This is a genomic window from Empedobacter sedimenti, assembly GCF_030005555.1.
GTDB lineage: Bacteria > Bacteroidota > Bacteroidia > Flavobacteriales > Weeksellaceae > Empedobacter > Empedobacter sedimenti.
The window spans coordinates 1-22,312 of record NZ_JASCQG010000019.1; the positions used below are offsets into that span (position 1 = coordinate 1).

A 22,312-nucleotide genomic window follows, 5' to 3' on the forward strand; every position below is an offset into this window, starting at 1 on the left:
AATTTTTATGTATAATTATTCTCGAAAATAAACTATTTACGTTTCTATATTGCGAAATAAACGGTTACAAATATTTTAGAAAAAGAATCGATGATGAATTTTGGAATCTTTTGGAAAGGGAAGGAGGGAGGACATAATTTCATTTAATTAAAATACACTGAAAAGATCTTAATTAAATGAAATTAAAATTGTTTTATGATAAAATATTTAGTGACAAATACTAGAAAAAATATATAAACTATTAATTCATATAGCAGTTGTTGGGTTTTTGTTATCTGTTGTTATCCGATTTATTTCCCGATACAGAAAGTGATGAATTCAGTGTTTATAAGAGATACATAGTAGTGAGGTGTAGTATTGGTGTATAAAAATTTAAGAAAGTTTAACATTATATAGTATAAAAAAAAGTTTTCATAAATCTAATATTAACTATATTTTGATTTACAAAGAAAATACAATAATTAAATAGAATAGGTTTTTTCTTCTTTTCAATGTAATTTTATAGATGAAATAATTGAAACAAAAATGAAAAAAATAGATATTACAAGTTTAGAAGATTTAGACCAAATTGATCAAGCGTCTTTTAATCAACCAAAAATTATATATAAACACAGTACAACTTGTGGGTTATGTGATATTATTTGGAATATTATAAAAGAAAGCGATTTCGAACTGAATTATTTAGATTTATTAACGTACAGACCAATATCTAATGAGATTGAACGTCGTTATAATGTTCAGCACGAATCGCCACAAATCTTAATTATTAAAGATGGAAAGTGTGTGTACAGTGCATCACATCGTAGGATAAAAAATGAAGAAATTCAAAAACAATTAGATCAATTAGTTAGTTTGTAATGTATTAACATTGATTATTATATTAATAGTGCAATATATGGCACTAATTGATGCCAATTATATTCAAAATTTATATTAAATCTTAAAAAGTGCAATTAGTTGCACTTTTATTGTTTTATATTATATTTATTCCTAAATTTACTATAAAAGTGCAATATATGACACTATTATTAATTGAACAGATAAAAGAACGTCGTAAAGTTTTAGATATTACACAAGAAACATTAGCTGAAATTTCGGGTGTTGGCTTACGTACACTTAAACAGTTTGAAAGCGGAAAAGGTAATCCAACGTTAGAAACATTACAAAAGTTATGTGATGCATTAGGATTAGAAATTAGATTAGAGATTAAAACGGTTGAATAATGAGAATTGCTCATATTTTGTATAAAGGCGAAAAGGCAGGAGTTTTGACACAATTAGATAATGGTAGTTTTCATTTTAAATACAATGAAAATTGGTTATCCAATGAATCTAAACCTCCAATAAGTTTAACATTACCTAAAAGTCAAATCGAGTTTGAATCTGATACATTATTCCCGTTTTTTTATCATTTATTACCCGAAGGTGTAAATAAACGAATGATTTGTAAGATGTTTAAAATTGATGAAGATGATGCTTTTGGAATATTATTACAAGCATCTAAAGTAGATACCGTGGGTGCAGTAACAATAGAAAGAGTGTAGAATGAATTTAGAGTTAAAAAATTGCCCGGGTTCTTTAAAAGAAAATTTTAGTACGTACAGTTCAAGCGTATTGAAAAAGATGTTTGATGGCAGAAAAGTAAATCCAATTTTAAACTATACTTCACCAGCTGATCGAAAAGATAAAAGCAGCTTTAATCAAAATCAAACGCATATTTCAATTTCAGGATTTCAAGAGAAATATTCGCTAATTCTTGATGGAAATGAATTAAGATTGACCAATGAAAACGAAAGTGGACAATATATTCTTAAGCCAATTTCTGATTTACCTAAAAATAGTGAATTTGCACCAGCAAACGAGCATTTGACAATGCAAATAGCGAAACAAATTTTTAAAATTGAAACAGCAGAAAACGCCTTAATTTTCTTTAAAGATGGAAGTCCTGCATACATAACAAAACGTTTTGATTACGATGCAAATGGAGAAAAATTAGCTGTAGAAGATTTTGCTTCTTTGTTACAAAAATCTCCTGCTACAGATGGGGAACAATATAAATACGAAGGCAGTTATTTGGAATTATTTGACGCTTTGAAAAAATATGTTCCTGCTTGGAAAGTAGAAACGCCTAAATTGTTTACATTAATTATTTTTAATTATTTATTTTCAAATGGAGATGCCCATTTAAAGAATTTTTCTTTAATAGAAACTAAACAAGGTGATTTTAAATTAAGTCCAGCGTATGATTTGTTAAATACGAAAATTCATATTGAGGATTCAGAATTTGCTTTAAAAGATGGATTATTACCAAAATCTATTTCAAAAGGAAAAATTATCGATCAATTATTTGTATTAGGTGAAAATGCAGGAATTACAGAGAAATCGATAATAAAAGTCATTCAAAATCTAACTTCTAAAGAAGATAAAGTAGAAGACTTAATTTCAAAATCTTATTTGTCTGAAAAATTGAAACGTAATTATTTACAAAACTATCAACGTAAATTAAAAAGATTAGATTTAGAATTAAGAAAGTAAAGCATAAAAAATGTCCGTTATTCTACACAAATATGAAATTCCAAAAGAAAAGGTTCTTCATCTTGGGATGAAGAACCTTTTTTACATGTTAAACATGTAATTAATTTAAAATGAATTATTTGCCAATGCAGAATGTGAAAAACTTACTGTTTATAGTGAGTGTAGAGTAGTGAGGTGTAGTTTTGGTGTAGTGAGTATTACTATAAATTTAACTAAATTTTAGTAATATTCAATAAAAGAATCAACCTTATTTATTACAATTTAATATTATTGATTAAATAAATCTTGAATTTTTTTCATTTGATTTAACAAATTTGACCAGCTCAAACTTTCTCCAATAATCATATGATCTTGCATTGTTTTATAGTCCTGTTCCCATTTTGAAAGAATTTCATCAGGCGGAATAATGCTCAATTTTCCTTTTTCGTGGTTTGAATAATCTAAACCTCTTAATGGATTTACAATTTTACGATGATCTACAATAGTTTGAAATAAATTGTCATCAGCTATTGCTTTTTCACCAAAGCCTGCTTGCATCATTTTGTCTAAATCATAAAAATGTCGTGTTAATCGTTCGGTTCTGATTTTATCAATGGGTTTTGAAAATTCTTCATGGAGCAATAAAACTTTTTCAATGAAAGTACGTGTAGGTATTACTACTTGTACATCAAAAGCAGGTTCTGTAAAAGTCAAGTCTTTATAATTTTCGTCTAAAAAAGAGATAATAGATTTTGTTTCAGATGGCTCTGTTAAAGATCTTGTACCCATTTCTAATAATACTCTTTGTTGTATATAAACATTGTTGACAGGAGCTTCAGGTTGGTAATAAATTTCTAATGTATTAGGATCACTTGTATCATCTACATGTTCATTGTATTTGATTTTATATAATTCTTTGCTAATTCCTAATTGATCCAACTGTTGAATTAATTCTTCTCTAAACTCATTGATAATAAATCCACCTGAAGCTTTTCGTAATTTTTTAATTTGAGATTTTGAATTTAATTCATCAAATCCTAATAATTGACGATCAATAATTAAATCAATATCTTCAGAAAATCGATCAATTAAATCGTAAGCTTTACTTAATGATGTTCCGCCTTTAAAGATAATTGAATTAGCATATTGTGATTGAAAAATAGCTTTCAACAAAATACAAACCCACCAATCTTTCTCTATTACAAACGCAGGTAAACTTTTAGCTATACCTGTTTGTTCAAGTACCTGAATTTTTTGTTCTTTCGTAAGGTTAATCCACATTGTTATTGTCTTTCGCAAGGTTAATAATTTGTTTTTGAATCCAAACAGGAGCGTACTTTAATTGTTTTTGAACTACTTCATTATTCAATTGCTGCACGCTAGGTTGTATTTGATTTAAAAAATCTTCTGTTATCTCTTTTTGACCAATTTCTTTAAAAACTTGAACAATCAAGTGTAATAATTGATCTTTGATGGCAAAGCTTTTAGGAACTGTTTTTTTGAATTGAATTGTACGATTTCCTATTTTTATTTCTCGTTGCGAACCATCGGTTAAGTAAACAGCTTTTAAAGGAATTTGAGTTGTTAAACCTAATAAATATAAAGCCAATACTCCTGTAGGAGCAATACGTGCTTTATCTCTTTGTGCGATTTGTTTCGCTATTTCTTCAATTGTAGGATAAATAGTACCTAACAACGGATCTTTTTTTGGTTTAAGATAAATACCTTGGGCTAAACGTTGTAATATTCCTTCATTTTCTAAACGGAATAAAGTTAATCTGATATTACCAGAAGAACCATATTGAAAAAAATCTTCGGCGAAAAATATTTCGCCAAGGGATGATTTTAAAATCTTTGTTTTTATCTGATTTTTAGATGTTTTCAATTTGAAATAACTTTTAAGGTTGTAACAAATTTAGTGAAAATTTGTTACAAAAATAGGTTTTATTTTGTTTAATAAATTACTATAATTATACATCTTGTAGTTTTATACCAAATTCGTTTTAGCGTAGATTGAAAATTAATATAGAGTAAAAAAAATGAACAAGGAGATTTTCTTAGTGCATTTTTTATAATTTATCATATAAGGAAAATAGAGTAGGTTATTCCTTCTTTTAGACGTAATTTTATAAGTGAAATAATAGAAAAAAAAATGAAAAAAATAGATATTACAACTTTAGATCACTTAGATCAAATTGATCAAGCATCTTTTAATCAACCAAAAATTATTTATAAACACAGCACAACTTGTGGATTATGTGATATTATTTGGGATATTGTAAAAGAAAGCGATTTTGAACTGAATTATTTAGATTTATTAACGTATAGATTACTCTCTAATGAGATTGAACGACGATATAATGTTCAGCATGAATCACCGCAAATTCTTATTATAAAAAATGGAAAAAGTGTGTACAATGCATCACATCGTAAAATAAAAAATGAAGAAATTCAGAAGCAATTAGATCTACTAGTTAATTTATAATGTATTTAAGAAATAATTATTGATCAAACATAAATGTCCGTTATTCCATGCAAAGTGAATCAAATTGTATGATATAACGGACATTTTAAGTTATGGATTTTAAAATTTTAAATGTCGTAAATCCAAAAAATAATTCGCAAAAAAGAAATTTTGATTTTTTTGTTTTTTCTTTTAAAATTTCAAGAACAACTGATAATTTTTCTGAAACATGTTTATTAGAATTTTTATAAGCAAAATAGTCTAGAATATTTTTTTGCAACAATTCAAACTCATCATTTCTTGCTAAATCAAAATAGTTATCAACTAATTTTGTAGTAGTTGGATCTATATTTTTAAAGAAAGAATATCAAAAATATTTTTTACTAAATTGTGACTTTAAATAGTTTTGTCTTCATATTTACTTCATTTTTACAACATAAGAAAAATAGTTCCTTTTTTTACGTTTGATTCAGTTCGTGCAATTTATTAGAGAAAGTAATAAAGCGAACAAGTTTGTGGGCAATAATGAGATTTCATCTTATTTAGCAATGATTACAGGAGATGAGGCTTTTATATACGCACCCGCGACTTTTAGTCGAGATAAAACGAAGATTAAAAATGAATTAGGAATAGATTTAAAATATACTAAATCAAAAGGCTATTTTATTAATTATTCAGAACAAGAATTTTTAATCGAAACATCATTGGATTATTATGAAATGTTTGCCATCATGAATCAAGCGAATGCTTTGCCTGAAATGTTTTTAATCTAAGAAAGAAAACCTTTGGGGCTAAATCAAATTACTGATGTTGTAGATTTTATCAAAGATAAAAAGGTGATTCAGTTTAATTATCTAAAATATGATACAAATTAAAAAAATGTGAGTATTATAGAACCTTTGGCGATAAAAGAAAGTCTTGAACGTTGGTATTTAATCGGAAATGATCATAAAAATAATAATGGATTGCGTGCATTTGGTTTTGATCGAATGTCTGATATAACTTTTCATAGGGAAAAGTTTGCTCCAAAATTTTCAATAGAGGATATTCAAACAAAGTATCAATCGTTATTTGCGATGTTTGATGATGGGGACAAAAGGGTAGAGGAGATTGAATTGGAATTTGACTCTAGCGATGGTAATTATATCAAAAGTTTACCGATTCATCATTCGCAAAAAGTTGAAGATATTCCTAATGGAGTTCGCGTTTATTTGAAATTAAAACCCACGCCCGATTTTATTAAAGAAATCATGTCACGAGCGTGGAGTTTAAAAGTAATTAAGCCAGAAAGTTTACGTCAAGAAATTGCTAAAATTCTGAAAGATTCTCTTTTGAGAAATCAATAATTCTTTTTAATTTTTTCGTATTCTGCATGAATAAATTCAGCAACAGGCTTCCATAAATAGACTTGATCATTTATAGTTTCGAAAAATTTTCCATGATTTCTTTGTCCAAAATTAGTCATCTGATTAAAGTCTCCAGGAAATTTACTCCTTCCAATTAATTCATCACATTCCATGTTAAATTTTTGTTTAGAAATTGAATCGTTTTTTTTTAGTTCCAAAAATTTCAAAAGAATAACACTATTTATTTCTTTATAGCCTTTCGATAACCAGTTTGGAACACGTTTCATTACTTTTTCTATTTCTTTCTGTTTATCGTGATAAGTTTTATGCATAATATTAGTTTTTAAAAGTTATTTTTTAGGTAATTAATGATTTCATTTGCATCAGTTATTTTTTCGATGTAGCCATCTTCTCTATAATAGATTTCGATACAGAAAGTGTAAAAGTCTTTATTTATCAATGGTGTAGGGGGTGGTGTGGTTAAGTTTATTAAAAATTTAACATATTGTAATAAAATATCTTTACTAATTTTTATAAAAAATGTTTGACTTACTAATAAAATAATATTGCTTGAGCTTCTAACTTGATTTTTTTTCTTTTAAATCTATGGAATTTTAATTGGGACATCAAATAAAAAAGTGAGAATATGTATTCCCCTCTTAATTATAAACTTTTAACGATTATTTAAATTATAATGTTAATATCGACTTCACAAAAATAAATTAGAATTATAATTATAAAATGACATAGTTTTTAATAATTTTTAATAAGCTCGGATATTATTTTTAATATATAGTATAATATTATTCTTTATTTGTTTTAAAATAGTATATTTGTAAACTAAATACAAGAAATGAATTTCAAATTAATCAAAGATGTAGTTGATTTAATAGAAGAATTTGAAAAAGAAAATACGTGTAATGCTAATGCTTCTATTGATGATTTTAAAAAGTGGATTATTTTAAATAATCATCTAGAAAGTTCTTGTGATGTTCCTCATTGGATCGGAAAAGAGAAAATGAGATCGCCTGAAAGTGTTATAAGTACATTACTTGTTCATATGAATAGGTATGCGAAAAGTTATTCAAAATCTGCTATTATAGGATCGGATTTTTCATCTCAAGAAGATTTTATTTACTTAATCAACTTAAAGGCATTTGGGGAGATGACAAAAATGGATTTGATAAAGAAAAATGTGCATGAAAAACCAGTAGGGATGCAAATTATAAATCGACTAATTGTTAAAGGTTGGGTAGATCAAGCTTCATCTGAGCTGGATAAAAGAAGTAAAGTTATTCAAATTAGTTCAGTAGGTTTAGAAGTTCTTGAAGAACAAATGGATAAAATTAGGCTTGCGACACAAATTGTAGCAGGTAATTTAACTTATGTTGAAAAAATGGAATTAATAAATCTACTTCATAAACTCGAAGAATTTCATCAAGCAATCTATGAAAAGAATTTTGAAACAGAATCTCTATTAAAAGAGGCTTACAAACATATTAATTAAATACAACTAGTATGAAAAAGAGTATATTTTTCTTTCTACTTATCTGTTGTTCGTTGTTTTGTTTTTCGCAAACGAAAACGTATCAATTGTCCAGCCATATTTTAGATAACTCTACAGGAGAGCCTGCACCATCTGTTTCAGTTACATTACAGAAAATGAATGTGGACAATTCGTGGACTAAGGTAAGTACACAAATTACAGATAAAGATGGTAGAATAGGGAATTTTTTACCTTATGGTCAGAATAATGACGGTGTTTATAAACTCGTATTTCATATTGAATCTTATTTTGATAGAAAAAAGTTGCAAACATTTTATCCTTTTATCGAGATTGTTTTCCATATTAAAGGGGATAAGCATTTTCATGTACCATTGACTGTATCTCCTTATGGCTATTCTACATATAAAGGAAGTTAAAAACAAGATATGAGAAAAAGAATAGCCATTATTGGATCTGGATTTTCTGGTTTATCAGCTGCTGCTTATACAGCAAAAGAAGGACATGAAGTACATATATTTGAAAAACATAATCAGCCAGGCGGAAGAGCAAGACAATTAAAAACAGAAGAAGGTTATGTATTTGATATGGGACCTAGTTGGTATTGGATGCCAGATGTTATACAAGATTTCTTTGAGGATTTTGGTTATACTACTTCTTCTTTTTTTGAATTGATATCGTTAAATCCTCAATTTGAGATGATTTTTTCTGATGAAAAAATAGATGTACCTGAAAATTTTGAAGCACTAAAAGCAACCTTCGAAAAAATAGAGAAAGGTGCTGGTTTTCAATTAGAAAAATTTATGAAATCTGCCAAATTCAAATATGAAGTAGGAATGAAGGATTTTGTACATAAACCTTGTGCCAATTGGAGTGAATTTATTTCTCTTAAAATTGCTAAAAGTGCATTGAGATTAGATTTATTATCTAATTTTAGAGCCTATGTTGCACGGTATTTTAAAGATAAGAAATTGAGAGCTTTAATGGAGTTCCCCGTAATATTTTTGGGCGCATCTCCTGAAAAGATTCCAGCCTTGTATAGTTTGATGAATTATGGCGGTTATGTACTAGGTACTTATTATCCTAAAGGAGGTTTTTACCAACTGGTATTAGCAATGAAAAAAGTAGCAGAAGAACAAGGGGCGAACTTTCATTTTAATTCGAATGTTGAAAAAATAAATGTAAAAAATCAAAAAGTAAGTTCGCTTCTTATAAATGGTAAAATCCATGAATTTGATGAAGTAATTGCTTCTTCTGATTATCATCATACTGAAACACTTTTGAACGAAGAATACAGAAATTATACCGCAGATTATTGGAGAGAAAGGACTTTTGCACCATCTAGTCTGATTTTTTATCTAGGTTTTAACGAAACAATTCCGCATTTAAAACATCATACACTATTCTTTGAACATGACTTAGATCTGCATATAGATAGCATATACGAAGATAAAAGATGGCCTGAAAAACCTTTGTTCTATACTTGTTGTCCCTCAAAAACAGATCATTCTGTTGCACCAGAAGGGAAAGAAAATTTGTTTTTACTAATGCCGATTGCTACAGGAATAAATGACAGTGAATTTGTACGTGAGAAGTATTTAACGGAAATGCTCTCGCGATTAGAAAAGCATACAGGTACTCAAGATTTACAGTCTAAAATTGACTTTAAAAAAAGTTATTGTGTCAGAGACTTTGTGTCCGATTATAATGCTTATGGTGGTAATGCTTATGGATTGGCTAATACACTTAATCAAACAGCAGTACTAAAACCTAAAATGAGAAATAAAAAGCTAAAAAATTTATTTTATACTGGTCAGTTAACTGTTCCAGGACCAGGAGTTCCTCCCTCTATTATATCTGGTAAAATAGTTGCCAATGAGATCAACAAAATAAAAAATTAATTCTGTATGAAACAATTATTTGATGAGCTTTCTTATTCGGTGAGTAAGATGACAACTCAAAAATATAGCACAAGTTTTTCTTTGGGTATTCTCGCTTTAAAACCTTCTATTAGATCGGCTATTTATGCGATTTATGGTTATGTAAGGTTGGCAGATGAAATCGTAGATAGTTTTCATGGATATAACAAAGAGAAGCTTTTAAAAAGATTGAGAAAAGAAACTTTACATGCATTAAATGAGAGGATATCGCTTAACCCCATCTTACAATCATTTCAAGAGACTGTAAATTATTATAAGATTGATAAAGAGCTTATCAATCAGTTTTTGAGTAGCATGGAAATGGACTTGCAACAAATAGAATACGACACGGACTTATACAAATCCTATATTTTAGGTTCTGCTGAGGTAGTAGGACTCATGTGTTTACAGGTTTTTACAGATGGTAATAAAGATAAGTATGAAGAATTAAAACCTTATGCAATGAAATTGGGCTCTGCTTTTCAGAAAATTAATTTTCTTCGAGATTTGAAAGAGGATTATCATATTTTGGGAAGAACTTATTTTCCGAATGTGGATATAAGTGGTTTTGATAATAAGATAAAATACGCAATTGAAAAAGAAATAGAAGAAGAATTTGATGAAGCGTTGATTGGGATTAAAAAACTTCCAGCTTCTTCAATTTTTGGTGTTTATCTAGCATATAAATACTATCTTTCTTTGTTTAAGAAGATCAAAAAAAAATCATCCAAAGAAATTTTAAATGGAAGAATTAGAATAGCTAATTCTGAAAAAGTTTTTGTTGCGTTTAAAAGTTACTTAAGATATAAAGCTGCTTGGTTATGATTAAAATGTTAGGGTTTCTCATTGTGGGATTTTTAGGTTTTATAAATCACACTGAGGTAGTTCTAGAAGAGCTAAGGGCTAATTATGCTAAGTTATCTAATGACAAAGAATTATGTGCAAATGTAATAGTTGAATTGGACCATATAAAAAATAAATCTGCTATTTATTTGGGTTATTTAGGTGGTGCTCAAACAATTAATTCCAAGCATGTATCTAATCCATTTAATAAGCTTAAAACTTTTAATAAAGGTAAAAAAAATATAGAGGAGGCGATACGTATAGAACCTGAAAATTTAGAATTGAGGTTTATTAGATTATCAGTACAAAAAAACGCACCCTCATTTTTGAACTACTATTCAAAGGTTGAAGAAGATACGCAAATCTTATCGGAAAATAGGCATAAAATATCGTCTATAAATTTGCGTAGAAATATTGAAAAAATTTTAAACGAATAAGTGATGAAGTACCGTTTGTATAGAGAACAACAGCTGTATTGTGATATTGATACAGCTTGGCGATTTTTTTCTTCTCCAATGAATCTTTCGGAAATTACACCAAAAGATATGGCTTTTACAGTTTTGTCAGAAGATCAGGATCAGCCAATTTTTGAAGGTATGCTCATCGATTATAGTGTGTCACCACTATTGGGTATTCCTTTGAAATGGCAGACAAAGATTATTCAAGTAGATCCGCAGCAAAGCTTTACAGATTTTCAACAAAAAGGACCATATAAATATTGGAAACATTTTCATGAATTTATTCCCAATGAAAAGGGGATTTTAATGAAAGATACAGTAGAATATGAGCTTCCTTTTGGAGTTTTGGGAAATGTTGTTCATTCTCTTTTGGTGAAAAAAAAATTAAATAGAATATTTGATTATCGTCATCAAGTATTAAAGCAATTGTTTAATACTTAGGTGTATGAATTTATTTTTAGTATTGCTAGTATTTGTACTTATGGAGCCTGTTACATGGTTTATTCATAAATATGTGATGCATGGATTTTTATGGTTTCTCCACAAAGATCATCATGATCATAGCCATAAAGGATCAGTTGAAAAAAACGATTATTTTTTTGTGATATTTGCGATTCCGACTATTGCTTTGATGTATTTTGGTTCGCTCAATAGTTATAATTACTTATTTTTTGTTGGGGTAGGAATTATGCTTTATGGTATGGCGTATTTTTTTGTGCATGATGTTTTTATTCATCAACGACTGAATTATTTTAAACGAATAAAGAATCCGTATTTTCTTGCTCTTCGTAGGGCTCATAAACAACATCATAAGCATCTAAATAAAGATAATGGAGAATGTTTTGGGTTTCTATATGTTCCTTTCAAGTATTTTAAAATGTACTTTAATTCTGCGCAAAAATGATGTCCTATACTTATATTTTGATTTTATTTTTTACAATAATTATTTGTTTCATATCATCCTTTGATTCTCGTATTCTTTTTCACCGTCATTTTGGAGCTTTTTTTAAGGCAGCACTTGTTGTAGCTGTTCCATTTATTGCATGGGATATTTGGTTTACAGCTAAAGGAGTGTGGTGGTTTAATACAGATTATACACTTGGTTTTTTTATAGGAGGTCTACCTTTAGAAGAATGGTTGTTTTTTATTTGTATACCATTTTCTTGCATATTTACTTATTTCTGCTTTGATAAATTTTTTAAATTAAATAGGCTTTCCTGTTTTAATAATCTGATTGTTTTTTTTAGTGTGATTGTTTGTTCAATTGTCGCTTTACTTTATTATGATAGAATTTATACCCTATTAACAGCTGTTATAACATTGGTTGTTTTACTGTACTTACACTTTGTTCGTTGTGTAAATTGGATAGGAAAAGCTTCGTTTGTTTTCACTATTCTTATGCTTGGTTTCTTTCCTGTAAATGGTATTCTAACAGGTACAGGATTAGAGTCGCCAATTGTAAATTATAATCCTGATGATTTTTTGGGAATCAGAATGGGAACTATACCAATAGAAGATTCTGTGTATGGATATACGCAATTTCTTTTAGTTCTCTATTTTTTTAAACAATTTAAATCAAAATCTCATGAAAATGAAAAATAAAATACTATTGAAAACAGCTTGTATAGGATTGTTAATATTTTCCAATTCATGTTCCTCTATTCCTAAAAAGGCAGAAGCTGTTCGAAATTTTGAAGTTGATCGATATTTAGGTACTTGGTTTGAAATCGCTCGTTTAGATTTTCGTTTCGAGAAAAACTTGGATAATGTGTCCGCTAACTACACTTTTGATAAAAAAGGAAATCTGGTGGTTTCAAATAGCGGATTTAATAAGGATAAACAAGTATGGAAGCAAGCTATAGGTAAAGCAAAATTTAGAGACGGTAAGCAAATTGGAAATCTAAAAGTAAGCTTTTTTGGACCTTTCTATGCTGGATATAACATAATTGCTTTGGATGAAAACTATCAATATGCATTGGTTATAGGTAAAAATCTAAATTACTTATGGATTTTATCTAGGACGCAAGATATTCCAGATAATATTAAAACAAACTTTCTTGCATTAGCTTCAGAAATTGGTTATGATATATCCAATTTGGTTTGGGTAGAACATAATCGAAATGATAATCCATTTTTAAATGAAAAATAAAATTTCCATTTTTTGGTTTCGAAGAGATCTTCGTTTAGAAGATAATGTTGGGCTGTACCACGCTCTTTCATCTGGAGTTCCTGTGTTACCTATTTTTATTTTTGATGAAGGTATTCTACGACAACTGGATGACAAGAAAGATAGGAGGGTGGATTATATTCATCAAGCGCTTCAAAAGATTAATAATCAATTAAAATCTTTTGGGACAAGTCTCGATGTATATTATGGTGATCCTTTCAAAATTTTTCAGCAACTTTCTACTGAGTTTGCTATTCATTCTATATTTTGTAATCGTGATTATGAACCTTTGGCAATTAAAAGAGATACTTCGATTTACAATTATTTTAAGTTATTTAACATTTCGTTTAAAGCATTTAAAGATCAGGTAATTTTTGACAAGAAAGATATTTTAAAGAAAGATAGTTCTCCTTATACAGTATATACGCCGTATGCAAAAAAATGGAAACAAATTTTGAAAACAGAAGATTATAAATGTTATAACCCTGATTACAGTAAATTTTTGAAAACAGAATTCAAAGCGATTCTTTCACTCAAAGAAATTGGTTTTTTAAAAACATCAATTTTATTCAAACAGCCAAAGCTAGATAAGGAAATTATTCAAAATTACCATAAATATAGGGATCATCCTGCTTTACAATTTACGACCCAATTAGGTATAGCTCTTAGATTTGGAACGATTAGTGTACGAAAATGTGTTGCGTTAGCGATAGAGCTAAATGAAACATGGCTAAATGAATTAATTTGGAGAGAATTTTTTATGCAAATACTCTATCATTTTCCATATGTTGTTCACCAACCTTTTAAGGCTAAGTATAATTATATTAAGTGGAGGAATAATGAGCAGGAATTTAAGCTATGGTGCGATGGGAAAACAGGTTATCCTATTGTAGATGCAGGAATGAGAGAGCTTAATCAAACTGGTTTTATGCATAATAGAGTAAGAATGATCACAGCAAGTTTTTTATGCAAACACCTACTCATAGATTGGCGTTGGGGAGAGGCTTATTTTGCTTCAAAACTAAACGATTATGATTTGTCTGCAAATAATGGTAATTGGCAATGGGTTGCTGGATCAGGATGCGATGCGGCACCTTATTTCAGAGTCTTTAATCCAACTCTTCAGACAGAGAAATTTGATAAAGAATCTCTTTACATTAAAAAGTGGGTATCAGAATTTGAAACTGATGATTATCCTTCTCCTATAGTTGCTCATAATTTTGCTCGAAACAGAGTTTTAAGCATTTTTAACGAAGCATTCAAGAAGTAAAATGAAAGAATAATAATGATTTAAAATATTAAACGATTATAATATATTTTTCTACATTTTCTGCTTTTGAAGAATTAATATCAAAACTTCACTACAAGGTATCTACATCCATACTGAAATTTCAATCTGGATTCAATTAAGCACCTTATTGTCTTTAGTAAAAGTGAGGTTTGTAAAAACTTTCTATCAAAGATTTAGATTAAAAATAATGAATAATAAAAACACTTATGGACAAGAGTATTTTGATTGTTATAAAACAATTATAAATATTTCCGATTTGTAAATGTTGTAATGCATTAATATACAAATTTCATTTAAATTGTAAATAGAGTTGCATGTTTATACATTTTTTTAATTATTTATTAAAAAAAATTAGTAACCATAAAAGTAAATAAATTGAGTAAAAAAGGAATATTATTAGTTAATTTAGGATCACCTAAATCTACATCCGTAAATGACGTAAAAGAATATCTTGGAGAGTTTTTAATGGATGAAAGAGTTATTGACTATAATTGGATTCTAAGAACACTTTTAGTAAAAGGAATAATTCTAAATACAAGACCATCAAAATCCGCACAAGCTTATGAGAAAATTTGGACAGATGCGGGATCTCCTTTAATAGTCATTACTGAAAAAATAAAAAATAAATTACAAAATATTGTTGATATTCCTGTTGAAATAGGAATGAGATATGCTGAACCTAGTATAGAAAATGGAATTTCTAAACTAGTTGAGAAAGGAGTCAATAAGATTGTACTATTTCCATTGTATCCTCAATATGCTATGAGTACAACAGAATCTGTAGTAGAGAAATCAGAAAAAGTAAGAAAAGAAAAATTTCCATTTGTTAAAATAAATTATGTGGAACCATTTTATAATAAAGATATATATATAGATTGTCTTGTTGAAAGTATAAAAGACAAGTTTTCGAATGATTTTGATGGGTTGTTATTTTCTTACCACGGTATCCCAGAAAGACATATTTATAAAACAGATCCTACAAGGACTTGTAATTTAAGTGACTGTTGTGATAGAGAATTTAATCCAAGTCATCAATTCTGTTATCGTCATCAATGTTTTGAGACAACAAAAAAAGTTATAGAAAAATTAAATTTATCTCGCGAAAAAACAATTGTTTCATTTCAATCTAGACTAGGAAAAGATAAATGGATTGAGCCATATACAGATTCTACTTTAAAAGTTTTACCATCAAAAGGAATAAAAAAATTGGCAGTTGTTTGCCCTGCATTTGTATCTGATTGTTTGGAAACTCTAGAGGAAATAGCAATGGAAGGAAAAGAAATATTTATTGATAATGGGGGAGAAGCTTATGAGTATATTTCATGTCTAAATGATAATGATTCATGGATACATGTAATCAAAACTTTATGTGAAGAAAAAATAGATGATTTTTATTTATTATAATCTTAAACATTTAACAATTATAGATTAAATTCAAATATTCTACATAGACTTTTAATTGTTAAAAGTGATTCTATCAGTTATTAGTATGCTATTAAGCTAATAGATCTAAATTTTGCATATAAGATTCTTAAAATGTTTTTAAAAGATTAGCTATTTACAGAGAAGTGTATATAAATCAAAAATATTAATATAAGAATGGTTCTGTTACAAAAGGATTTATAATAGAACCATTTTCATTTTTTACAAAACAATTGCTAAGCGCAAAGCGAAAGAAATTTATATATCAAATTGGTATATAGTTTCAAGAACAATGTTTATTATTGTTGTTCTTATAGTTTGTTATTTACTTCTGGCAAAATGGAATGGGAGAAACTATAATGCAGGGTTATTATTGTTGTATTTCATCACTTCGTAGACAATAAATATAATTATTTTAGTATTGATTTCAGTATTTCATATGGAGTTTTTCCTTTAAATGATCCATGTGATCTATTGAAATTTAGCTGGTGTTTTCCAGGGGATTGATATCAATCCCGCATCTGTTTATGATATTCATTTTTTGAATGATATAAATCTCAACTATGCGATCAGTTTATGATTAGACGCAATTATGCAACGACTTTTGAAAGGTTTAAAACCAGAATTCCAGCTAAAATTACTGCACTAATAGTGATTCAGTACATTAATAAAATTACTTTAATTGAAATATTAAAAATCTAAAAACTCAAATTATTTAAAATTCACAAGGGGTTATTTAAATAGTTTATTGTTTTTATAAAGGTGCTTTTTTATCATTTTAAGAAAAAATGGCACTCTAATTGATTTATGTCATAATAAATTTATGTATAATATAAATAAATAACAATAAAGCTATAAGTTTTGTGTTGATTTTATTTTTTCTTATTACGTTCTATTCGTCAATTCTAATTCATTAATTAATATTAGCATATGAAAAAATCAAAAAAATCAGACCTTAAATCAGAACAAATGAGTCAATTTACAATTGATAATTCGAATCAAAAATTGACGACTAATGATGGTGTGTCTATCTATGATAATAATAACACCTTAAAAGTTGGAGATAGAGGACCTTCCTTACAACAAGACCATATATACTTTGATAAGTTGGGTCATTTCGATCGAGAAAGAATACCTGAACGAGTTGTACATGCTCGAGGTAGTGGAGCCCACGGAATATTAGAAATACATGAGGATATAAGCGAATATTCATGTGCAAAATTTCTTCAAAAAGGTAAAACAACACCACTATTTATTCGTTTTTCAACTGTTGCAGGATTTAAAGGATCAACTGATTTAGCTAGGGATGTTAGAGGATTTTCAGTAAAATTTTATACAGAAGATGGTAATTATGATTTAGTTGGAAATAACATTCCTGTATTTTTTATTCAAGATGCTATGAATTTCCCTGATTTAATACATGCTGTTAAGCCAGAGCCAGATAAAGAAATTCCCCAAGCTGCTTCAGCGCACGATACTTTTTGGGATTTTATTTCATTAATGCCTGAATCTGCGCATATGATAATGTGGGCGATGTCTGACCGAGCAATTCCTCGAAGCCTTAGAATGATGGAGGGGTTTGGTGTACATACATTTAAATTGATTAATGAGAAAGGTAAAGCAACTTTTGTTAAATTCCATTGGAAACCTAAATTAGGAGTGCATTCTATTGCGTGGAATGAAGCTCAAAAAATATCAGGATTTAATTCTGACTTTCATCGTCAAGATTTATGGGAAGCTATTGATGAAGGAAATTTTCCGCAATGGGATTTAGGTGTTCAGCTAATTCCTGAAGAAGATGAATTAAAATATTCTTTTGACATCTTGGATGCTACGAAATTGGTTCCAGAAGAATTAGTTCCTGTAAAAATCATTGGAACGATGACCCTTAACCGCAATCCCGACAATTTTTTTGCTGAAACTGAACAAGTAGCTTTTGATCCAGGTAGAATTATTCCTGGTATTGATTTATCTGATGATCCTTTATTGCAAGGTCGAATTTTTTCGTATATGGATACACAGAATTATAGATTAGGAGGAGCAAATTTCCATGAAATACCTATTAATAGATCACTGAATCAAAAACACAATAATCAAAAAGATGGCACGGGAAGAATGGATATATTAAAAGGAAGTGTAAGTTATTTTCCTAACAGCAAAGCTTCTGGTTGCCCATATCATGCAATGTTAAAGGGAGAAGAAGGTTTTCAATCACATGAACAAAAAGTAGAAGGAAAAAAAGTAAGGGCTAGATCTGATTCATTTGCTGATCATTTCTCGCAAGCAACCTTGTTTTTTAATTCACAATCCAAACCAGAGAAACAACATATTATAGATGCTTTTAGTTTTGAATTGAGTAAGGTAACTGATCCAAAAATTAGAGAGAGACAAGTTGCTATACTTTATCAAATTGATAAAACTCTAGCGCAAAAAGTAGGCGATAATCTTGGTATTAAACCTCCAAAAGAGTTGGATGAACTTACATTAAGTTTTGCAAGGCAAAATCATCCCAATTATCCTATACAGCCTAAAAAACAAGAAATAAATTCATTTGATGCTTTGAGTATGAAAGTTAAAGAAGGTGAAGGAACTATTAAAACTAGAAAAGTAGCCTTTTTAGTGGATAATGGTGTTTCTAAAAAAAGTGTAGATCAATTAAAAAAAGCATTGGAAAAAGAGGGAGCTCAAGCGGTATTAATTTCATCTAAAGTTGGAGAGCTAACTTATGAAGAAGGAAGTAAAGAAAAGATTTCCCATAGTTATCTTACAGATCCATCTGTTTGTTATGATGCAGTGTTTACACCATCAGGCAAATCAATAGAATCTTTAAAATTGAATTCAGATTACTATGAATTTATCAATGATTCTTACAGACATTGTAAAATATTAGCATTTGCAAAAGGAGCAGGTTCGTTAATGGATAATTCATTTGTTAAACTTGATAGAGGAGTGATTTTAGAAGATGAAAATGAGAATTGGATAGCGGATTTTATTCAAGTAATGAAATTACATCGTATTTGGGACCGTGAAGAAGAAAGGAAGGTTCCTTCATAATAAAATGTTTAACGTGATATAAATATAAAATTTAGACGAATGATATTACAACTTAGTCCTACAATACTTGTTGATACCCCTATTGGTAGAGGTCATACTATTTTTATAATTGATTATGGTATGCATCAAAATTCGTGTTGGGTTGTAACGATGGAAAAAAATGGCATTGTAAAACATTTTGATAGCAATGACATTATAGTTTGTACAAATTTTACTTTTCATATCAATGAGGAGAAAAATTGTTTTAATCACAATTCAGAAATAAAAAAATAAAATTATGGGAAATGCACAGTCACCGACAGAAAATTTGAGCGGAAATAAAGCCATTGAAAAGATAAAATCTATTGCTGAAACTGCCCGAACTTGCTTTTTACCACCAATATTGGCGGTAATACTACAAGTAGACCAATGGCTCTTCAAGAAGTAGATGAGGCTGGTAACCTCTGGTTTTTGAGTGATGTTCATTCACTGAAAAATGATGAAATTGAAGCCAATCCTAATGTAGAACTGTATTTTATGAATAATTCTAAATACGAATACATCTTTATTAAAGGAAAAGCCAGTGTTTCAAAAGATAAAACTTTAATTGATAAATACTGGACCAATTTTGCAAATGCTTGGTTTGATGGAAAAGACGATCCTAATATCAGTCTAATAAAAGTTTCGCCAAACGATGGGTATTATTACGAAACCAAAGACAATAAGTTTATTGCCATGTCGAAAATGCTTTTTGCCGCCGTTACAGGAAATACAATTGAAGACGGAGGAATTGAAGGAGAACTGAAACTGTAAAAGAATAAATTATTGTCTTCTACAATGTTAATTAATTAAAGAAAAATGCAGAAACAAACTATTTATGGCATTGCATTTGAAATATTTTTTTTAACACAATTTATTAATATTTAAAAATCACACATTATGGGAATTCTAACATGGATTATTTTCGGCCTTATAGCCGGAGCAATAGCAAAAGCAATACACCCTGGTAACGATCCAGGTGGTTGGATAGTAACAATAATTATTGGGATTTTAGGTGCTGTTGTCGGTGGGTGGCTTGGATCGATGCTTTTAGGTGTCGATGTAAGCGGATTTAATATTTCTAGTTTTTTAGTTGCAATTGCTGGAGCAGTTTTATGTCTAGCAGTGTATAGAATGATTTCGAAAAAATAGACTGTCTAATTAACGATTAAAATACTGTAAAGTCTCAGAGCTCTGAGACTTTTTGTTTAATATTACTATTTATAATTATGAAAAATACAGTCATTGATTTAATTACTAAAACAGTGGTAATTACTGGCGCTTCTAGTGGTGTTGGCTTAGCTACAGCACACTTATTTGCTCAAAATGGATATCAATTGGTTTTGGCAGCACGAGGTGTAGAAGGTTTAGAAAAGGCGGTTTCAGAATGCAATGCTTTCGGTGGAAAAGCGATTTATAAATCAATTGATGTTTCTAATGCAAATGAAGTAAAAGATTTAGTTGAATTTGCTCTGAAAGAATTTGGACGCATAGATGTGTGGGTGAATAATGCAGGTGTTATGGCAAGCGGAAAATTTGAGGAAATTCCTATGGACATAAACGAACAAGTAATCAAAACCAATTTAATGGGGTATATGCACGGAGCGTACTACATTTTACCCGTTTTTAAAGAACAAAATCAAGGCATTTTAATTAATAATGTTTCCATTGGAGGATATATGCCAGCTCCATTTAGTTCGGTATATTCGGCAACTAAAACAGGAATAAAAGGGTTGATGAGTGGTTTACAAAGTGAATATAGTGTGTATCCCGAAATTCATATTTGCAACGTTTATCCACAAGTTCAACAATCTACAGGAAATATGCATTCCGCTAAATTCTCAGGTTTAGATTTTAAAATACCTCCGTTTGCAGCCGATCCTAAAGATACCGCAAAGGTGATATATAATTTAATAAACAAATCTAAAAATGATACCTTTCCAGACGCCACATCATTTATGTTAAAGCTTGCACATGGAGCTTTTCCAGAAACCTTTACCAATTTAGCAACTGGTGTTTTAAGGCTGATGATGAAGGTGAAAAAAGGAAAGGCTGATGAAGGTAATGTTTTACAACCTTCTACCGATCCACATGCTGTTTATGGAAAGATGGCTATTCCAGTACCATCAAAAACAAATCAAAAAATCATCGGAACATCGCTAGTACTCGCTGCAGGATTTTTTGTAGCGAAACATTTAAAAAATAAATCAAAAAAAACGAATTAATTTGAAACTGCTAAAATTCACATCCAAAGGTATTTATTGCATTCCAGGTAAGTTTTATATTGATCCTTGGCGACCTGTAGATTTAGCAGTTATCACGCATGGACATGCCGATCACGCCCGAAGTGGAATGAAAAAATATTTGTGTCATCATTTCACTAAACCTATTTTATTTTCAAGAATTGGTAGAAATATCGAATGCGAAAGTATCGGTTATAGCGAACAACTAACTATAAATGGGGTTAAAGTTTCATTACATCCTGCAGGTCACATAATCGGCTCAGCACAAATTAGGATGGAGTATAAAGGTTATGTAAGCGTAATTTCTGGAGATTATAAATTGCAAGATGATGGGCTTTCTACGGCTTTTGAAGCTGTAAAATGCCACGAATTCATTACCGAAAGTACCTTCGGTCTTCCTGTTTACAATTGGCTTTCTGTGGCAGAACAAGAAAAAAACATGCGTGATTGGGTAGATCATAATAGAGCGAAAGGAAAAACTTCGGTCTTTATAGGCTATTCTTTAGGGAAATCGCAGCGTATTATGAAAGCATTAGAGGGTATTGGAGAGTTAAATGTCCATTATTCCATTGCAAAATTGAATGAGGCTTACGAAAGTGTTGGTGTTACATTACCTGAGTACAAAACAATAGATTTACGTGATGACAAAAAGCATTTGGATGGAAAAATAATTTTGTTGCCACCCGCTTTGGTTGATAATCCAGTGATGAAGAAAATACCTAATATGGCGTTTGCCATTTGTTCGGGATGGATGCAGATTCGTGGTGCTAGAAGATGGCGAAGTGCAGATGCAGGTTTTGCAATTAGTGATCATGCAGATTGGCAAGGATTGTTAAGTGCAATCAAAGCTACGGAAGCCGAAAAAGTTTATGTAACACATGGTCAAACGGCTATTTTTTCTAAATATTTAAACGAAATAGGTATTTATTCCGAAGAAATAAAAACTGAATACGGCGACGACGAAGAAAGAACGGAAATGGAGGAAGAGAAATAGATTTTCATAAAGATTTTTTGAGATTTTCCTGTCGTCGAAATGACAATACACCATTGTCATTTTGAAAAAAGAAAAG

The 22,312-nt window shown here is 29.4% G+C and carries 27 protein-coding genes and 1 pseudogene; 25 read left to right on the plus strand and 3 right to left on the minus strand.

Annotated elements, in window-relative coordinates:
- Positions 1-525: 525 nt before the first annotated feature.
- The 4 genes from ytxJ (QHG34_RS14580) to QHG34_RS14595 all read left to right on the plus strand — a co-directional run bounded on the left by ytxJ (QHG34_RS14580) (position 526) and on the right by QHG34_RS14595 (position 2,534).
- Positions 526-858 carry a bacillithiol system redox-active protein YtxJ gene (gene ytxJ, locus QHG34_RS14580; protein WP_282630967.1) on the plus strand — a complete coding sequence of 111 codons (333 nt, stop codon included), beginning with the start codon at positions 526-528 and terminating at the stop codon, positions 856-858.
- Positions 859-1,016: 158 nt separating this feature from the next.
- On the plus strand, positions 1,017-1,223 hold the full coding sequence (locus QHG34_RS14585; protein ID WP_282630968.1) for a helix-turn-helix transcriptional regulator: 207 nt from the start codon (positions 1,017-1,019) through the stop codon (positions 1,221-1,223).
- Positions 1,223-1,543, plus strand: a complete 321-nt coding sequence (locus QHG34_RS14590; protein ID WP_282630969.1) for a HipA N-terminal domain-containing protein — start codon at positions 1,223-1,225, stop codon at positions 1,541-1,543. Before QHG34_RS14585 ends, QHG34_RS14590 begins: the two co-directional genes overlap by 1 nt.
- A 1-nt stretch (position 1,544) precedes the next feature.
- On the plus strand, positions 1,545-2,534 hold the full coding sequence (locus QHG34_RS14595) for a type II toxin-antitoxin system HipA family toxin (protein ID WP_282630971.1): 990 nt from the start codon (positions 1,545-1,547) through the stop codon (positions 2,532-2,534).
- A gap of 267 nt (positions 2,535-2,801) precedes the next feature.
- Here QHG34_RS14595 and QHG34_RS14600 read toward each other — a convergent pair whose 3' ends face one another.
- Positions 2,802-3,812, minus strand: a complete 1,011-nt coding sequence (locus QHG34_RS14600; RefSeq protein WP_282630972.1) for a nucleotidyl transferase AbiEii/AbiGii toxin family protein — start codon at positions 3,810-3,812, stop codon at positions 2,802-2,804.
- Positions 3,784-4,398 (minus strand): DUF6088 family protein, encoded by a 615-nt coding sequence (locus QHG34_RS14605; RefSeq protein ID WP_282630973.1) that lies wholly within the window; start codon positions 4,396-4,398, stop codon positions 3,784-3,786. The genes QHG34_RS14600 and QHG34_RS14605 overlap by 29 nt, the downstream gene beginning before the upstream one ends.
- A 267-nt stretch (positions 4,399-4,665) precedes the next feature.
- Here QHG34_RS14605 and ytxJ (QHG34_RS14610) point away from each other — a divergent pair, with 267 nt between their 5' ends.
- From ytxJ (QHG34_RS14610) to QHG34_RS14620, 3 genes are all read left to right on the plus strand, one after another.
- Entirely contained in the window at positions 4,666-4,998 is a 333-nt protein-coding gene (ytxJ, locus tag QHG34_RS14610) for a bacillithiol system redox-active protein YtxJ (RefSeq protein WP_282630974.1), read from the plus strand.
- Positions 4,999-5,453: 455 nt separating this feature from the next.
- Positions 5,454-5,750: a hypothetical protein gene (locus QHG34_RS14615; RefSeq protein ID WP_276681912.1), complete on the plus strand. Its 297-nt coding sequence runs from the start codon at positions 5,454-5,456 to the stop codon at positions 5,748-5,750.
- Positions 5,751-5,858: 108 nt separating this feature from the next.
- Positions 5,859-6,323, plus strand: coding sequence for a WYL domain-containing protein (locus QHG34_RS14620; RefSeq protein ID WP_276681913.1), 465 nt, complete (start codon positions 5,859-5,861; stop codon positions 6,321-6,323).
- On the opposite strand, the gene QHG34_RS14625 is transcribed toward QHG34_RS14620, so the two are convergent.
- Positions 6,317-6,655 carry a hypothetical protein gene (locus QHG34_RS14625; RefSeq protein WP_282630975.1) on the minus strand — a complete coding sequence of 113 codons (339 nt, stop codon included), beginning with the start codon at positions 6,653-6,655 and terminating at the stop codon, positions 6,317-6,319. The two genes, QHG34_RS14620 and QHG34_RS14625, sit on opposite strands and share 7 nt — an antisense overlap.
- A 521-nt stretch (positions 6,656-7,176) precedes the next feature.
- Between QHG34_RS14625 and QHG34_RS14630 the strand changes: the two genes are divergently transcribed.
- The 18 genes and pseudogenes from QHG34_RS14630 (at position 7,177) to QHG34_RS14715 (ending at position 22,236) form a co-directional block, all read left to right on the plus strand.
- Positions 7,177-7,830 (plus strand): MarR family winged helix-turn-helix transcriptional regulator, encoded by a 654-nt coding sequence (locus QHG34_RS14630; protein ID WP_282630976.1) that lies wholly within the window; start codon positions 7,177-7,179, stop codon positions 7,828-7,830.
- 11 nt (positions 7,831-7,841) lie between these two features.
- Entirely contained in the window at positions 7,842-8,246 is a 405-nt protein-coding gene (uraH, locus tag QHG34_RS14635) for a hydroxyisourate hydrolase (protein WP_221855910.1), read from the plus strand.
- 9 nt (positions 8,247-8,255) lie between these two features.
- Positions 8,256-9,728 (plus strand): phytoene desaturase family protein, encoded by a 1,473-nt coding sequence (locus tag QHG34_RS14640; RefSeq protein ID WP_282630977.1) that lies wholly within the window; start codon positions 8,256-8,258, stop codon positions 9,726-9,728.
- A gap of 6 nt (positions 9,729-9,734) precedes the next feature.
- On the plus strand, positions 9,735-10,571 hold the full coding sequence (locus QHG34_RS14645; RefSeq protein ID WP_282630978.1) for a phytoene/squalene synthase family protein: 837 nt from the start codon (positions 9,735-9,737) through the stop codon (positions 10,569-10,571).
- Positions 10,568-11,026, plus strand: coding sequence for a hypothetical protein (locus QHG34_RS14650; RefSeq protein ID WP_282630979.1), 459 nt, complete (start codon positions 10,568-10,570; stop codon positions 11,024-11,026). Before QHG34_RS14645 ends, QHG34_RS14650 begins: the two co-directional genes overlap by 4 nt.
- A gap of 3 nt (positions 11,027-11,029) precedes the next feature.
- The gene (locus tag QHG34_RS14655) at positions 11,030-11,488 is read left to right on the plus strand and encodes an SRPBCC family protein (protein ID WP_282630980.1); all 459 of its coding nucleotides are present in this window, start codon (positions 11,030-11,032) and stop codon (positions 11,486-11,488) included.
- A gap of 4 nt (positions 11,489-11,492) precedes the next feature.
- On the plus strand, positions 11,493-11,951 hold the full coding sequence (locus tag QHG34_RS14660; RefSeq protein ID WP_282630981.1) for a sterol desaturase family protein: 459 nt from the start codon (positions 11,493-11,495) through the stop codon (positions 11,949-11,951).
- Positions 11,948-12,649 (plus strand): lycopene cyclase domain-containing protein, encoded by a 702-nt coding sequence (locus QHG34_RS14665; RefSeq protein ID WP_282630982.1) that lies wholly within the window; start codon positions 11,948-11,950, stop codon positions 12,647-12,649. The genes QHG34_RS14660 and QHG34_RS14665 overlap by 4 nt, the downstream gene beginning before the upstream one ends.
- Positions 12,639-13,196, plus strand: coding sequence for a lipocalin family protein (locus tag QHG34_RS14670; RefSeq protein ID WP_282630983.1), 558 nt, complete (start codon positions 12,639-12,641; stop codon positions 13,194-13,196). Before QHG34_RS14665 ends, QHG34_RS14670 begins: the two co-directional genes overlap by 11 nt.
- Positions 13,186-14,484: a cryptochrome/photolyase family protein gene (locus tag QHG34_RS14675; RefSeq protein ID WP_282630984.1), complete on the plus strand. Its 1,299-nt coding sequence runs from the start codon at positions 13,186-13,188 to the stop codon at positions 14,482-14,484. Before QHG34_RS14670 ends, QHG34_RS14675 begins: the two co-directional genes overlap by 11 nt.
- A gap of 396 nt (positions 14,485-14,880) precedes the next feature.
- On the plus strand, positions 14,881-15,909 hold the full coding sequence (hemH, locus tag QHG34_RS14680; RefSeq protein ID WP_280050373.1) for a ferrochelatase: 1,029 nt from the start codon (positions 14,881-14,883) through the stop codon (positions 15,907-15,909).
- Positions 15,910-16,482: 573 nt separating this feature from the next.
- Positions 16,483-16,646: pseudogene (locus QHG34_RS15885) on the plus strand (IS982 family transposase); the annotation flags it as partial.
- 211 nt (positions 16,647-16,857) lie between these two features.
- A complete protein-coding gene (locus QHG34_RS14690; protein WP_282630985.1) occupies positions 16,858-18,981 on the plus strand; it encodes a catalase in 2,124 nt (707 codons plus the stop codon).
- A gap of 39 nt (positions 18,982-19,020) precedes the next feature.
- On the plus strand, positions 19,021-19,254 hold the full coding sequence (locus QHG34_RS14695) for a hypothetical protein (RefSeq protein ID WP_038330331.1): 234 nt from the start codon (positions 19,021-19,023) through the stop codon (positions 19,252-19,254).
- Positions 19,255-19,344: 90 nt separating this feature from the next.
- Complete coding sequence (locus QHG34_RS14700; protein ID WP_282630986.1) at positions 19,345-19,773, plus strand: pyridoxamine 5'-phosphate oxidase family protein; 429 nt, start codon at positions 19,345-19,347, stop codon at positions 19,771-19,773.
- Between the two features lie 126 nt (positions 19,774-19,899).
- Complete coding sequence (locus QHG34_RS14705; RefSeq protein WP_221856907.1) at positions 19,900-20,151, plus strand: GlsB/YeaQ/YmgE family stress response membrane protein; 252 nt, start codon at positions 19,900-19,902, stop codon at positions 20,149-20,151.
- Positions 20,152-20,228: 77 nt separating this feature from the next.
- Complete coding sequence (locus tag QHG34_RS14710; RefSeq protein WP_282630987.1) at positions 20,229-21,224, plus strand: SDR family NAD(P)-dependent oxidoreductase; 996 nt, start codon at positions 20,229-20,231, stop codon at positions 21,222-21,224.
- A gap of 1 nt (position 21,225) precedes the next feature.
- The gene (locus QHG34_RS14715) at positions 21,226-22,236 is read left to right on the plus strand and encodes a ligase-associated DNA damage response exonuclease (RefSeq protein WP_282630988.1); all 1,011 of its coding nucleotides are present in this window, start codon (positions 21,226-21,228) and stop codon (positions 22,234-22,236) included.
- The last annotated feature ends 76 nt before the right edge of the window (positions 22,237-22,312 follow it).

Bases quoted from the DNA above. Each gene is read 5' to 3' on its own strand.
- ytxJ (WP_282630967.1), top strand. From the start codon at position 526: ATGAAAAAAATAGATATTACAAGTTTAGAAGATTTAGACCAAATTGAT.
- QHG34_RS14585 (WP_282630968.1), top strand. From the start codon at position 1,017: ATGACACTATTATTAATTGAACAGATAAAAGAACGTCGTAAAGTTTTA.
- QHG34_RS14590 (WP_282630969.1), top strand. From the start codon at position 1,223: ATGAGAATTGCTCATATTTTGTATAAAGGCGAAAAGGCAGGAGTTTTG.
- QHG34_RS14595 (WP_282630971.1), top strand. From the start codon at position 1,545: ATGAATTTAGAGTTAAAAAATTGCCCGGGTTCTTTAAAAGAAAATTTT.
- ytxJ (WP_282630974.1), top strand. From the start codon at position 4,666: ATGAAAAAAATAGATATTACAACTTTAGATCACTTAGATCAAATTGAT.
- QHG34_RS14625 (WP_282630975.1), bottom strand. From the start codon at position 6,655: ATGCATAAAACTTATCACGATAAACAGAAAGAAATAGAAAAAGTAATG.
- QHG34_RS14630 (WP_282630976.1), top strand. From the start codon at position 7,177: ATGAATTTCAAATTAATCAAAGATGTAGTTGATTTAATAGAAGAATTT.
- uraH (WP_221855910.1), top strand. From the start codon at position 7,842: ATGAAAAAGAGTATATTTTTCTTTCTACTTATCTGTTGTTCGTTGTTT.
- QHG34_RS14640 (WP_282630977.1), top strand. From the start codon at position 8,256: ATGAGAAAAAGAATAGCCATTATTGGATCTGGATTTTCTGGTTTATCA.
- QHG34_RS14645 (WP_282630978.1), top strand. From the start codon at position 9,735: ATGAAACAATTATTTGATGAGCTTTCTTATTCGGTGAGTAAGATGACA.
- QHG34_RS14650 (WP_282630979.1), top strand. From the start codon at position 10,568: ATGATTAAAATGTTAGGGTTTCTCATTGTGGGATTTTTAGGTTTTATA.
- QHG34_RS14655 (WP_282630980.1), top strand. From the start codon at position 11,030: ATGAAGTACCGTTTGTATAGAGAACAACAGCTGTATTGTGATATTGAT.
- QHG34_RS14660 (WP_282630981.1), top strand. From the start codon at position 11,493: ATGAATTTATTTTTAGTATTGCTAGTATTTGTACTTATGGAGCCTGTT.
- QHG34_RS14665 (WP_282630982.1), top strand. From the start codon at position 11,948: ATGATGTCCTATACTTATATTTTGATTTTATTTTTTACAATAATTATT.
- QHG34_RS14670 (WP_282630983.1), top strand. From the start codon at position 12,639: ATGAAAAATAAAATACTATTGAAAACAGCTTGTATAGGATTGTTAATA.
- QHG34_RS14675 (WP_282630984.1), top strand. From the start codon at position 13,186: ATGAAAAATAAAATTTCCATTTTTTGGTTTCGAAGAGATCTTCGTTTA.
- QHG34_RS14690 (WP_282630985.1), top strand. From the start codon at position 16,858: ATGAAAAAATCAAAAAAATCAGACCTTAAATCAGAACAAATGAGTCAA.
- QHG34_RS14695 (WP_038330331.1), top strand. From the start codon at position 19,021: ATGATATTACAACTTAGTCCTACAATACTTGTTGATACCCCTATTGGT.
- QHG34_RS14705 (WP_221856907.1), top strand. From the start codon at position 19,900: ATGGGAATTCTAACATGGATTATTTTCGGCCTTATAGCCGGAGCAATA.
- QHG34_RS14710 (WP_282630987.1), top strand. From the start codon at position 20,229: ATGAAAAATACAGTCATTGATTTAATTACTAAAACAGTGGTAATTACT.